This window comes from Nocardia sp. NPDC005366 (genome assembly GCF_040606855.1).
GTDB lineage: Bacteria > Actinomycetota > Actinomycetes > Mycobacteriales > Mycobacteriaceae > Nocardia.
Map to the genome: position 1 here is coordinate 92,526 of NZ_JBEXFQ010000028.1, position 11,957 is coordinate 104,482.

Below are 11,957 nucleotides of genomic sequence, written 5' to 3' on the forward strand. Positions count from 1 at the left end.
AAGCACGTGGCCGAGTTGTTGCCGAATTTCGCCATATAGGAACAAGAGAGCGCCACGGCGGCGCGCCGCGCCGCCGCCGCGCCCACGACGTGCCGCGCTCCCGGCCCCTCGTCGCACGCTCCTCGGAACCGGAACCGGGTACGTCGGCGCGGCGGTGGCGGGAGCGCCGCCGAGGCGCATAGTTGGTCCTGATCGCATGTACTGGCATCCGCTTTGGCGACGTGGCAGAACGCGGACTCTCCGACTCTGGCCGCTTTTCGTTTCACCGAGCAGTGCTGGGCACTACGTGAGCCGTCCCCGGCTTGCTCTCCCGCAGCTGCCCGCCGAATCCGCCGGCACTCGTACGTGGGGCCTGGCTGTGCTCCGGTTGCAGGAAGTTCGAACCGAGCGACCGCCGACGATGCAAAGATTCTCCAGTGACTCCGTGGCTTCCGCTGATCAGCTCGCTCGTCATCGCCTCGGTGACGATAGTCGGCATTCGCATCAACAACCGCACCAACCGCGCTGCAATCGCTGCTGCTGACGATCGCGAGTACAGCAAATGGCAACGCGAGACACTGCTACGACTGTGCTCTGAAGCCATCGAGAGTGCTCTGAATGCTCAGGGCGACCTTACGCAATTCACCATGGTCCCATCACCCGATGACGACGCCAGCATCAAGAACGCGCTCAAGGAAATCGATGGCCATGCGCGAAAAATCGGTGCGATCACCCCAGCGCTCTACATGCTGGGAGCCGACGAGGTGGGCGATGAGTGCCTCGCCCTCAGAGCCATGTTTTCAGACGCGAATCTGATTCTGAGCGCCTACATGATCGCCGACGCCATCAGTAGCCACGACTATGACGGGCCGAGAACTGAAGCGCAGAGAAAGGACGACATCGAGGAATCACGGCAAATCTTCAACGCCGCGTTCCAAGAGGTTGAGGCCGCACGCGATCGGTTGACCCGAGCAGCGAAAGCTGAGCTTGAGCGGCACAAAGGGAGGCGCGGGGTTGCGTAGCCCCTGCCTCCTCATGGCCCGATTGTCTGACCTCGCTCGGACGAGTCAAGGGAAAGAGCGCCCTTGACACGACCTCCCTCAGCTCAGGGATGGCCAGGACGAGGAAGCAGGGGGAGGGAAGTCACCCGGACATGCCAAACCGGCGATGTTCAGCCGGGAACATCGCCGGAGGAATGACCGTCATTTTCGGCGGGAGGGCGCAGGAATGCCCAGGAACTCACGGGCTCCAATCAGCCCCAAATTGGTTGTGCAACAGTCGATTGTGTGTGCTGATGGGATGCACCGGGAAGTGTCGGGAAGTTCGCAAAACGCCCCTGATGTATCGTCACCGATATCAGGGAACGGAGCGAGAACCCCAGCTCAGAGGCTTGATGCCGGGGGAGAAGTGACCGGAATCGGCCCTTCCGTCAGTTTCGCCAGGGAAGAGGATTTCGAGTACGTCCGCATTGTCGACGGCCTTGCGGACGTACCCGTTCCTGTCGATGTAGTGCCGAGTCGCCATGCTCCCTGCCGAACCATCAGGTCCGGTCGATCGAACCGAGATCAGATCCACCGTCTTTCCGACTCCCCACCGTCATCCCACCGATCAGCTCGGAGATGGCGGCGTTGTCACACCGGGTGCGTGGGGTGTTGCGTGTCGGAGATGCAGAACGGTTAGCGGCTTCTCAGCCTTGAAGGCACGAGCTTGCGTGGCTTCGAGTAGGTTCGCGGCATGCACCCGCTCCTCGCGCGACTTGATCAATGGCTCGCGGCGAACCGAACTGCCTACCATTCCGGACTCATGCCCGGCGCTTCGGAAGCCAATATCGACGAGGTTGCGCGTCGTGTCAGTGGCGAACTTCCCCCGCTGCTTCGGGAGCTGCTCACCTGGCGTAACGGACAGAGCGCGGACTACGAGGGAGTCCTGAAGTCTCCCTGGTCTCTGATGTCGACCAAAGACATCGCTTCCACCATGGACGAGATGGCGTGGCTTGTGGAAAACGACGATTTCGCCGACTTCTGGGGCACCGACTGGGTCCCGTTCTTGGGAAGTATATGCGGTGACCACATGTGTATCGATCTCCAGGCCGCCTTCGGCGGCGAGCCCGGACAGATCGTCTACTACAGCAGCGAAGGTGTCCGACACATCGCCTATCCCTCCCTCGAAGCATGGCTCGAAACGTTTGTTGTCGCACTCGAAACAGGCATGTTCGGAGACAGTGGAGAGGACTGCTGGGAGCCGGTGGATTGGGCCTCATATGAGGCGTTCGTCGCCGAACGCCACCCCGGTTACCCCATCGAATTATCTATTCCCGATTACCGCGACGACAGCCGGTCCGATGCCATCGAAGAATTCCACCAACTCGCTTATGCCGTCGACCCGGGCCGGTTGCGTGCTGTCCTGCGAGACGCCGGCCTGGACAACGGGGTTGTCGATGGCGCATTCGACCGATTGACCGACATACGTACCCGCGGCGAGATCACCGGGGAAAAATGACCAGGGGAGATCTTCATGGTCGGAGAGAAACCGGCCGTGATGACGATCCAAGCAGTTGAGGTCTTGGTGTGAGGCGTCGAGCCTGGTTGAGGATGTCGATGTGGATCGCGATGTGGTAGGTGTTGCGGCCGATATTGCCGTGGCGCGGTGTTTGGAGATCGGTTGACGACGCGGGGGCTAACTGCGCGGCATTGCCTCTGACCAGGGGTTCAACTGCGCGACTTCCAGTCGCGTGGCCCTGCTGTGTGGTGGCCCGCATTGTGTCCCCGCGCCCCCCAGCTTCAAGGATGCCTACGGCATCACCGCGTGATTGCTTCGCAACCCTCGACCCCGGAGCCTCTACGCGCGAAGGGCAGGCCCTATGGTATGGGGCAGGCGGCAGCCAGCCCGCCCCATGCGCAATCCACCGCACAGCAGGGCCAACCCGGTGGCTCCGTCCGGGACATAGCGGGTGTCGAGTGGAGGATTGACCGTCTTTTTCGCTGGGAAGGCGGGGAATTCCCGGGAACTTCCGGGGGTGATCTAGCACCAATTTTGTTGTGATACAGCATGTTAGAGGATCACCCGAGCCCGCGAGGGTACTAGAGCGAAGTTCGCAAAACACCCCTGATGTATCGTCACAGATATCCGTAGCCGCTCCGACCACGAGGATGCCGAGTGACCGAATTCGAGACGATTCTGCTGGAACGCAAGGGCCGGGTCGGCTGGATCACCTTGAACCGTCCGAAGGCGCTCAACGCGCTGAACGAGCAGGTTCTCGACGACGTCATCGCCGCACTCGACGAACTCGAGCACGACGAAGAGATCGGCGCGGTCGTGATCACCGGTTCGGAGCGGGCCTTCGCCGCCGGCGCCGATATCAAGGAAATGCAGCCCAAGTCGTACATGGACGTGTTCATGAACGATTTCTTCGCGCGCTGGGATCGGCTGGCGAATTTCCGCAAGCCGACCATCGCCGCCGTCGCCGGTTACGCGCTCGGGGGCGGTTGTGAACTCGCGATGATCTGCGACATCCTGATCGCGGCCGATACCGCCAAATTCGGGCAGCCGGAGATCAAACTCGGCGTCATCCCCGGTATCGGCGGTTCACAGCGGCTCACCCGCGCCATAGGCAAGGCCAAAGCCATGGATCTGGTGCTCACCGGCCGCAATATGGACGTCGACGAGGCCGAGCGGGCCGGTCTGGTTTCGCGCGTCGTCCCCGCCGCCGAACTGCTCGACACCGCTCTCGAGGTGGCCACCACCATCGCCTCGATGTCCTTGCCCGTCGCCATGATCGCCAAGGAATCGGTCAACCGCTCCTTCGAGACGACCCTCGCCGAGGGCCTGCGTTTCGAACGCCGCGTCTTCCATTCTCTGTTCGCCATCGAGGATCAGAAGGAAGGCATGGCCGCCTTCGTCGAGAAACGTCCGGCGAAGTTCGAGAACCGCTGATCGGGTGAGCCCGGCCGGATCACCCGGCCGGGATCATCGCGGGTGGAAAGCGCCCGCCGGATCGGCTCGCGAGAACGCTTCTGCCGCACGGCCGTCGACCGACATGGGTAGCGACAATCCGGCGATCACGCCGGAATCAGTTATTGGACAGGTGGGGCCTTGTGCCCATTTCCACCTGGGTCGGCGCGGTTCCCCCGTCGGGGTCGTGCGTCGAATTCCGTTCCACGGCAAGTAGTCCGGCGATCGTCGCGCCGAGGGCCACGGTCACCGCGACCGCCGCGATCACCTTTCGGCGGCCAACGGCCGGGCGCGCGGGCACGGCCGTGGCCCCGGTGCGCACGCGTGCCATCCTGACATCGCCGTGGTGGCGCTCCGCGGCCAGCAGTACCGCGCCGCGCGCCGACAGGTATTCCGGTTCGGAGTCGTAGATGATCGGCAGATCCACCAGTCCGGCGAGTTCCGCGCGCACGTCGGGGCTGCGGCTGCAGCCGCCGAGCAGCACCAGGCCATCCGGTTGGACGCCGGACTCCTCGATGAGCTGGTGCACGAAGGACGCCGAATGGTGGATTCCCGCCGAACACAGTTCCACCAGGTCGCTGCGGGTGATGACAGCGCGTCCGCCGGAGACGGCGTCCATCGCCGTGATCACCCGCGCACTGCTCAGCGCTTCGCGATGCCTGCGACTGGTGGATTTGTCGGTGAGGACGCCGCCGCGGGCCAGCTGCCAGCGCAACAGCGCGTCGTAGCCGTCGCCGCCGAGGACGGTGCTGCGTTTGCTGGACAACACCGCGTCGGTGCGGCAGTCGACATGGGTGAGTGTGAGACCGGAGGCGCCGAGGTCGTAGAGGATCACCGAGCCGCTGTCCGGGAGTTGTCCGGTGAAGCGCAGGTAGCGCAGTTGGGCCAGCGGTTCGTCGACGATCGTGAGCGGATCGTTTCCCGCGCCCGCTCGAATGGATTCGGCGTGCAGCGGGCATCGACAGGTGACGGCGGTGCCGCTGATGAGTTCGTCGCGCTGGTCGGCGGAGCGCCGCATACGCAGGATCGCCTCGAAGACGGGCTCCTCGATACCGCCGCCCGCTCGTCGCGGAACCTGACAGCGTTCGATGGGGGGAAGGTGCGGTTGGTCGGAATGCGTCAGCACCGCGCGAGCGCCGCCGGCGCCCGCCGACACTCCGAGAACCAGCACCATGGACTCCATGGTGGACCTTTTCCCCGCCGCTGCCAAGACAATGCCGCAACTAATTCGCTCGGCGGATGCCGGGACGTTACCCGGTAGACGATTCAGCGCCGTAACGAACAGACCAGTCGGGTTCGGAGACCTAGCTTTCCTGGGCGGACCACACCGGCTCGGCGCCGCCGTTGTCGAAGTCACCGGCGGCGTGCCGGAATTCCGAAAGTAGCTGCAGAAGTGTCTGCACGCGGTCCGGTGGCAGACCGGGCAGCGCGAACACTTTGGCGTTCAATTCCGCCGTGGCGCGGGCGACCAATTCTCTACCGGCATCGGTTATTTCGATGAGCGTCGCGCGGCGATCACTCGGATGCGGCACCCGCTCGACCAATCCGGCGGATTCCAGTCGGTCGACGGTATTGGTGACGCTGGTCGGATGCACTTGGAGCCGAGCACTCGCCTTCGCCATCGGCAGTGCGCCGGTTTTGCTGAAGCTCAGCAGCATCAACAGTTCGTAGCGGGAGAAGGTCAGCCCGGTGGGTTTGAGCGCCTCGTCCACCCGCGCCATGACGATTTGCTGCGCCCGCACCAGCGAGGTGACCGCGGCCATTCCATCGGCGACATCGCCCCAGCCGTGGCCGACCCATTGGCGGTGGGCCTCCTCGATCGGGTCGAGCGGGAGCGGGCGTGGCCGAGACATGGACTCGATCATTCCATGCCGGACCGATCGAGAGGCCGAGCCCGCGAAACGGCGTCGCACGTATTGGAATCATCATGAATCCAAGCCTGGTCGGATCGGAGCCCTACCGGCAGTCTTATCGGCGAGGCGGGCGTGGCTGAGTGGTTGAGGCAACGGTCTGCAAAGCCGTTTACGCGGGTTCAATTCCCGCCGCTCGCTCAAAGGTCAGGGCTGTTTTTTGGAGGCCGGAGCCGGAATTTCTGTCATGCGGTCCGCAATTGGTCCGCAGCAGCTTTGGCACCGGCCTCCATCCCTGCGGCAACGATGTCCAGGTCGTCAGGGAACAGATGCCCGTACAGGTCGAGTGTGAGCATGGCCGTTTTGTGGCCGAGCATCCGCTGAACGACCTTGATATTGGCCCCGGCGCTGATTGCCAACGACGCCGCGGTATGGCGTAGCCCGTGGGGCACCAGGCCCCGAAGTCCGACCGAGTTCGCGGCTTCGTTGAATGCCCGACGAAACTCGTTGTACTCCAGCAGTCCACCGTCCTTCTCGCTCGGGAACAGCTGCGCGGTCAATTCGCGGTCTTGCATGAGGGTTTCGAGATCCTTCGCCAGGGTTTCCGGAATAGGCACCGCCCGCGAATTGTGGTTCTTCGTGTCGGTCACCACGGTTCCCTTTCCAGTGACCGGAGTTGCCGAACGAGTGATGCGAAGCCGTCGATTGACCAGATCTACGTCCATCACCCGCAGCGCCGACGCCTCACCGATGCGGATGCCGGTATAGGCGAGAGTGAACACCAGCGGACGTAACCGGCCTGCTGCGAGGCCGAGCCTCATGACCTCGAGATGGGAGAGGTACCGACGCTCACCGGCGAGCGTCGACGGAAGCTCGATGTCGACAGCCGGATTGTGCGCGAGCCGTTTGGACTTCACCGCGAACCGCAGCACCTGGCCGAGCACTTGATACGACTGAATGACCCGAGACGGGGATAGGCCCTGTCCCTTGAAACGGGCGCTACCCGACTCCGACAGGTTCACCACCCAATCCTGTATGTCCTCGAAGTCGATGTCGCGCAACGGCACCGACCCCCACTGCGGAAGCACGAGGGTGTCCAGAAGAGAGCGGTATCCGGCGACGGTCTTCGGCTTGCGGAACTTCTTTGTCGCGAACCACTTCTCAGCAACCACCTTGAACAGGACCGCGCTACGGTCTGGATCGACCCATGTGCCGGTCACGACCTTGGTTGTCACGTCGCTGTCGAGCCAGCGTTGCGCCGCGGCCTTGGTGTCGAACGACTGCGAACGCTCCACGCCGTTCGGATCGACGTAGCGGGCACGCCATCGCTTGCCCTTGCCGAACCGTTCCGCTGACTTCTCCTTCTTCTTGGACTTCGCGCCGGTTACCGGGTCGGTCACGACCACTGTCGGATACCAGCGATCCTCGATACCCGAACGCGGGTTGCGCCGAGTCGCCATCAGGCAGCACCACCCCGGGAAGTCTGGGCTTCCTGGTCCGCGATCCACGCGCGGATGACGCTTTCGCGGTAGACGCGGCGTCGACCGATTTTGAAGCTGGCCGGACCGGTGCCCTTGTGAGCCCAGTAGCGCCAGGTAGCGGCAGGGATGCCGGTGATCTGTTCGAGGTCGACGGCCTGGAGGAAGTTGTCGGTGCTCATGATGGTCTCTCCGTTTCGGTGCGGTGCGTTGGTTCGTGTGGTGGTGCGCTGCGGGACAGCGGGTGTCTCGTCCGGTGCGTAGGTGTCCCGCTCGGTGCGCACCGTGTCTCGCGGTGGGACAGTCGGTGTCCCGTGGTGCGCACCGCTGTCCCGACCGGTGCGCTCGACGGTGCGCTGGGTGTCCCGCGCGGTGCGCGCGTCGTTGCTTGACGTGACATTGAACAGTGGTTCGGTGTCTGTACTGGTCGGTCGGTGTTGGCTGGTTGGTTCGTACGGCGCGACAAAGCGACGCGGTGACCTGTGGTTTTTGGTGGTCTGAGCGTCGTTGTGGAGCGTCGGGTCGGTGTCGGCGCGCTGCGCTTCATCGAGGGTGCGCGTCGGTGCGCTGGTGTCCCGCGTGGTGCGCACGGTGTCCCGGGTTGTCCCATCGGTGGTGCGTGGCGGTTCGCTCATGCGACACCCCACGGTGTGATCACCGGTGTGTTCGGGTCGGTGAGATCGGTGTAGTCGAGGACCGCGACGGTCAGCGCCTCGCCGTGATACGCGCGTTCGGTGAGCGTGGTGCGCACGATGTCGGCGGGTGTGGCGCCGTGGGACACCCAGAGCAGTCCGGTGCAACCGTCTTCACGAACGCGGTTCGTGACGCGTCGTAGGGTGTCGGCGAGTTTGCCGGGTGTGAGGCGGTAGGCGGCGGTATCGACTTTGACCGCGACCACGGCCTCGGGGGTGTTCCATTGGCCGTCGTAGAGGTAGCGGCCTCGGTGGGCGTTGTCGATGCACAGGTCGTGGTCGGTGCGCCAGGCTTCGTGGTCGCAGGCTCCCAATGCGATGCGGGTGTGTACGACGGCGCGGGCACGGATCGACCACAAGAGAGAAGGTCGCCAGGTCGAGCCGGAGCGGCCGAGGTACCAGCGGACCCCGAGGGAGGTGGGCAGGATCCATTTCGCGCCGGCGCCGATCTCGCGCAGGGGATGCACCAGGCCGAGGGTGAGGAGTTCGGCGGCGACTTCGTAGGAGTGGCTGCGGTTGGTGCCCAGGAACAGTGCGAGGGTGTCGACTTGCATACCGTGGTGGGGGACGATCCCGCCCAGGGCGCGTGCCTGGCGTCGGGTGTCGACGCTGCCGGGGATTCTGTCGTCGGTGGTGGTCATGGCATTTCCTTCGGGGTTGTCGCGGTGAGGCCGGTGAGGTTGGGGATGGTTTTCGCCGCACGGGCGCGGGTGCGGTTGGTGAGGAACGCCGACCATTCGGCATCGAAATCGCGCAGCGCGAAGTGCATGTCGAGGTCGGCCAGGGCGGGTGGGAGTCGGTCGACCGCGGCCATGACGGTTCGTTCGACGTTGTGGCCCTGGTAGAGGTAGAGCAGCCCGATCATGGGTTCGGGTTCGGCATCGCGGGCGGCGTAGATCGCGCCGCGTAGGGCTTCGTCCATGTGGGACTTGGTTTTTTGGGTGCGTTCTACCTCGACCGCCCACCACCCGTAGGTGCCGGATACGCGGCCGAGGAACCGGCCGTCGTGGATGTGGCCGAGCGTTTCGTTACGGTTGCGGGAACGTCGGCGTTTCATCTCCGCGTCATGGCGGATACGCCGTTCGGAGATCCAGTGGTGTGGGTCGGTGGCGCCGAGCATGATGCGGGCTTGGGCGACGGCGCGATAGTGTTCGTAGTCCTTGTCCGGGGGCCGCCATACGGTGTGGGGTCGCCATCCGAGGTAGGACGCCGCGGTTTCTCCGGTCGGTACAACCCACTTCGCACCGGCCGCGACCTTGACCGGTTTGGAGATCATCCGATCGGCGTGGAGCTGATTGATCAGCGCGTAGACGTGGGATCGATCCATGTTGAGGTACCAGGCCAACACGTCGATCTGCATGGCGTACATGTCGACCAGGCCCGCGATGGCGGTGGTGCTGCGTGCCGTCCACAACGACGAGGTGCCCGACTTATCGGCGAACAGCCGTTGCACCGTCGACTTGGGCAACCCGATCTGCGCTGCGATTTCCCGCACCGTATGGCCGGATTCGTGCAGGGCTGCGGCTTCACCGAGCACGGTTTCGACCGTGCGCGCTTTGATGCGTAGCTGTCGCGCGATTTGTTGGTAGGTGGCGCCGAGGTCTCGCAGCTGCCGGATGCGCTGGTCGCGTTCGGCCGCCGCATCACTGCCGCCAGTTGGAACCCTCTTCTTGTGGTTCATCAGGAGTCAACCCCCTCTCTGTTGGGAAGCGTGGAAAACGTTGCACTGCAATGACACCGAGAATGGAGGGGACGGCATCAGCCCCTGGCAGTACTTGTCTGGACGTCCATGGACATCTGAGATGTCTATAGAGGTCCTGCGCGGCCGTGACCGGTTACGAAACCCAGGTCACGGCCGCGCGGTTCACTGGCTGCGTTCGATGCCCCGGCCACGGCTGTAGGAGCGGTATTGGTCGGGTTCGCGCTGCGGGTGGATGTCGGCTTCTTTGAGTGGTGAGTTCTGGTCGACCCAGCTCATGAGCGCGCGCATGCGGGCGTTGGTGTGGATCGTTGTACCGGCCGCGGGCGGAATGTCGGCGTGCGTGTTGGGCTGTGCGGGCGCCGGGCGGTCGAGACCGACTGTCACCGACCGGATCGGTGTGACGGTGTCGGGTGGTTCCGGAGACCGGTGCGAGTCCACCGCGGGCTTGATCCGCACGTCGGCGGGTACGCGGGTCGGTGCGGTGCCGACGAGTTCGGGTTCGATCCGTGCGGCGGCACGGTCATAGGCACGTTTGAACTCGGTGTGACTGCGTGAATGCTGCTGACGCAACAGCGAATCCAGCAGTGTGCGGTCCTTGGGTGTCTCGGTCATCGCGACCGCTCCACACCACGACGGGCCTGACGAGCCTGCGCGCTCTCACGATCACGACGCGCCTGGAGTTCATCGAGATCCTGACTCGCCGCGAGGTGCACCGCGTCGGCGTCACGCCGGGCACGGGCACGGGCACGGGCACCGTGTTCGGGGTGGGCTGCTTTCCAGGCTTGCTCGCTGGCATCGATCGCGTCCTGCGCCCTCGAACGGCGTCCACCTGCGACGTAGCGGCGTTCGGCCGCCGCGAACACTCGTTCGGCCGCCACCGCGACCGCTTGCACGCGGGCTTCACGGGCTCTGATCTGGTCACTCGACCGGTGGTCGTTCATTTCCGGCACGAACTCCGGAGGTTCTACACTGGACATGCTTCTGGGACCTCTCAATCCTGAAGTGATCGCCCAGGGCGGGTTCCAGCCCGTTCCTGAGCACTGACTCCCCGATGGTTACCGCCATCGGGGAGTTTTTTGCGTCCCGCAGTAGACTTATAAGTCCGAATCCGACTAGGGACTGAATCGGACTATAGTCCTATGTTGACTAATAGGTCAACCGCTGGAAGTGTGGATGTCGGAGCCACGTTTACCAACACAACGGAAGGTGCCCTATGGCCGCCAACGACGTGATCGAGCACTACCGCATCCGCAAGGGGCTGACGCAGAGCCGATTGGCCGAGCTGGCTGGGGTTACTGCTCGTCAGATCGGGCGCTACGAAGAAGGTAGTCAGGCCCCGACCCTGCCGGTTGCCGTGAAACTTGCAGATGCACTAGGCATCTCGTTGACGGAGTTGGCGGGTCGCGCAAGCACGGGACCGAGTCTCGGCGGCGAGTGGTGGGCCTCCTGGCAAACCTGGAAAGACGGGGAAGAGCGAATCGACACTCATCCCCTCCATATCGCGCAAGACGGTGACTTTCTCATTCTCGACGGCGAACGAGCCCAGGGGGAGAACGCCCTTGAGCTAGGAGACTATGCATGGGTCGGGGAGCTCAGGCTCCACCGAGATACCGGCACTCTGCTCGGATGGTACGAATCCAATGACGAAGGTGTCCGGACAGCTGGGTCGTACTACTTCGCACTTCATCCCCAGGGGCAGCACGCAATAGGCATCTGGGCCGGTCTCGACTACGACGGCATCGTCGTTCGCGGTTGGGGAGTGCTCGCGCGATCGCAGGCGGTAGCAGAGCAGCAGCTGTTGGCGGTCAAAGACCAAAAGGAGAACCTCAAAACATGGCCAACTACTGCCACCAGCTCGTAACCGTCTATCTCGATGCGGCAGGTGTGCCCCCCGAGGCTCTCGGCCGGTTGACTCGAAGACTCGTCGCCGCGAAGCTCGCCGCAACTGGCGAGGTCTACCAAGGTCGTAGTGCGGATAGCGGGGTTAGAACTCGAGTTCGTCTGCACACCCGGGCGCAACACTTGGTGGCCATCCGAGCGCGGGCTATCTGTGCCGATTCAGTCACCGCCTATCCCCTCGAATGCCCTGACGACTACCGCGATTGGGTACTCAGTCACACCGCTGAAGCGAAGATCTGACCCGCGAATGTCCCGAAGTTGACCCGAAGATGTCCCGAAAATGAGATTCCCCGAAAAACTTCGGGACACTTTTCCGCTTCTTGCTTTGACCTGCGCCTTCGGCGCAGCGCCTGCCCCCGTCCGCTCGCTAATTCTCTAGCGCTTCGCTGTTTCTAGAGAATTAGCG

12 protein-coding genes and 1 tRNA gene are annotated in these 11,957 nt (G+C 63.8%); 5 read left to right on the forward strand and 8 right to left on the reverse strand.

Going from position 1 to position 11,957, the window contains the following annotated elements:
* The first annotated feature begins 416 nt into the window (after positions 1–416).
* The 3 genes from ABZS43_RS27410 (at position 417) to ABZS43_RS27420 (ending at position 3,912) form a co-directional block, all read left to right on the forward strand.
* The gene (locus tag ABZS43_RS27410; RefSeq protein WP_355038842.1) at positions 417–1,001 is read left to right on the forward strand and encodes a hypothetical protein; all 585 of its coding nucleotides are present in this window, start codon (positions 417–419) and stop codon (positions 999–1,001) included.
* A 712-nt stretch (positions 1,002–1,713) separates the two neighbouring features.
* Positions 1,714–2,478, forward strand: a complete 765-nt coding sequence (locus ABZS43_RS27415) for an SMI1/KNR4 family protein (RefSeq protein ID WP_355038843.1) — start codon at positions 1,714–1,716, stop codon at positions 2,476–2,478.
* A gap of 657 nt (positions 2,479–3,135) precedes the next feature.
* Complete coding sequence (locus tag ABZS43_RS27420; protein ID WP_355038844.1) at positions 3,136–3,912, forward strand: enoyl-CoA hydratase; 777 nt, start codon at positions 3,136–3,138, stop codon at positions 3,910–3,912.
* A gap of 136 nt (positions 3,913–4,048) precedes the next feature.
* Here the strand turns inward: ABZS43_RS27420 and ABZS43_RS27425 are convergent, their stop codons facing one another.
* Positions 4,049–5,113 carry a hypothetical protein gene (locus tag ABZS43_RS27425; protein WP_355038845.1) on the reverse strand — a complete coding sequence of 355 codons (1,065 nt, stop codon included), beginning with the start codon at positions 5,111–5,113 and terminating at the stop codon, positions 4,049–4,051.
* A gap of 121 nt (positions 5,114–5,234) precedes the next feature.
* Entirely contained in the window at positions 5,235–5,783 is a 549-nt protein-coding gene (locus ABZS43_RS27430; protein ID WP_355038846.1) for a MarR family transcriptional regulator, read from the reverse strand.
* A 126-nt stretch (positions 5,784–5,909) separates the two neighbouring features.
* On the opposite strand from ABZS43_RS27430, the gene ABZS43_RS27435 reads away from it, so the two are divergent.
* Positions 5,910–5,981, forward strand: a tRNA-Cys gene (locus ABZS43_RS27435).
* A gap of 44 nt (positions 5,982–6,025) precedes the next feature.
* Here ABZS43_RS27435 and ABZS43_RS27440 read toward each other — a convergent pair.
* The 6 genes from ABZS43_RS27440 to ABZS43_RS27465 form a co-directional block, all read right to left on the reverse strand.
* A complete protein-coding gene (locus ABZS43_RS27440) occupies positions 6,026–7,186 on the reverse strand; it encodes a tyrosine-type recombinase/integrase (protein WP_355038847.1) in 1,161 nt (386 codons plus the stop codon).
* Positions 7,187–7,239: 53 nt separating this feature from the next.
* Positions 7,240–7,893: a helix-turn-helix domain-containing protein gene (locus ABZS43_RS27445; protein ID WP_355038848.1), complete on the reverse strand. Its 654-nt coding sequence runs from the start codon at positions 7,891–7,893 to the stop codon at positions 7,240–7,242.
* On the reverse strand, positions 7,890–8,591 hold the full coding sequence (locus ABZS43_RS27450; protein ID WP_355038849.1) for a hypothetical protein: 702 nt from the start codon (positions 8,589–8,591) through the stop codon (positions 7,890–7,892). The genes ABZS43_RS27445 and ABZS43_RS27450 overlap by 4 nt, the downstream gene beginning before the upstream one ends.
* Positions 8,588–9,631 carry a helix-turn-helix domain-containing protein gene (locus tag ABZS43_RS27455; RefSeq protein ID WP_355038850.1) on the reverse strand — a complete coding sequence of 348 codons (1,044 nt, stop codon included), beginning with the start codon at positions 9,629–9,631 and terminating at the stop codon, positions 8,588–8,590. Before ABZS43_RS27455 ends, ABZS43_RS27450 begins: the two co-directional genes overlap by 4 nt.
* 183 nt (positions 9,632–9,814) lie before the next feature.
* A complete protein-coding gene (locus ABZS43_RS27460) occupies positions 9,815–10,264 on the reverse strand; it encodes a hypothetical protein (RefSeq protein ID WP_355038851.1) in 450 nt (149 codons plus the stop codon).
* Positions 10,261–10,629 carry a hypothetical protein gene (locus ABZS43_RS27465; protein ID WP_355038852.1) on the reverse strand — a complete coding sequence of 123 codons (369 nt, stop codon included), beginning with the start codon at positions 10,627–10,629 and terminating at the stop codon, positions 10,261–10,263. The genes ABZS43_RS27460 and ABZS43_RS27465 overlap by 4 nt, the downstream gene beginning before the upstream one ends.
* A gap of 236 nt (positions 10,630–10,865) precedes the next feature.
* Here ABZS43_RS27465 and ABZS43_RS27470 point away from each other — a divergent pair, with 236 nt between their 5' ends.
* Positions 10,866–11,513, forward strand: coding sequence for a helix-turn-helix transcriptional regulator (locus ABZS43_RS27470; protein WP_355038853.1), 648 nt, complete (start codon positions 10,866–10,868; stop codon positions 11,511–11,513).
* The last annotated feature ends 444 nt before the right edge of the window (positions 11,514–11,957 follow it).

Coding starts and splice junctions, on each gene's coding strand:
- ABZS43_RS27455 (WP_355038850.1), bottom strand. CDS start 9,631: ATGAACCACAAGAAGAGGGTTCCAACTGGCGGCAGTGATGCGGCGGCC.
- ABZS43_RS27445 (WP_355038848.1), bottom strand. CDS start 7,893: ATGAGCGAACCGCCACGCACCACCGATGGGACAACCCGGGACACCGTG.
- ABZS43_RS27465 (WP_355038852.1), bottom strand. CDS start 10,629: ATGTCCAGTGTAGAACCTCCGGAGTTCGTGCCGGAAATGAACGACCAC.
- ABZS43_RS27425 (WP_355038845.1), bottom strand. CDS start 5,113: ATGGAGTCCATGGTGCTGGTTCTCGGAGTGTCGGCGGGCGCCGGCGGC.
- ABZS43_RS27450 (WP_355038849.1), bottom strand. CDS start 8,591: ATGACCACCACCGACGACAGAATCCCCGGCAGCGTCGACACCCGACGC.
- ABZS43_RS27415 (WP_355038843.1), top strand. CDS start 1,714: ATGCACCCGCTCCTCGCGCGACTTGATCAATGGCTCGCGGCGAACCGA.
- ABZS43_RS27470 (WP_355038853.1), top strand. CDS start 10,866: ATGGCCGCCAACGACGTGATCGAGCACTACCGCATCCGCAAGGGGCTG.
- ABZS43_RS27460 (WP_355038851.1), bottom strand. CDS start 10,264: ATGACCGAGACACCCAAGGACCGCACACTGCTGGATTCGCTGTTGCGT.
- ABZS43_RS27430 (WP_355038846.1), bottom strand. CDS start 5,783: ATGTCTCGGCCACGCCCGCTCCCGCTCGACCCGATCGAGGAGGCCCAC.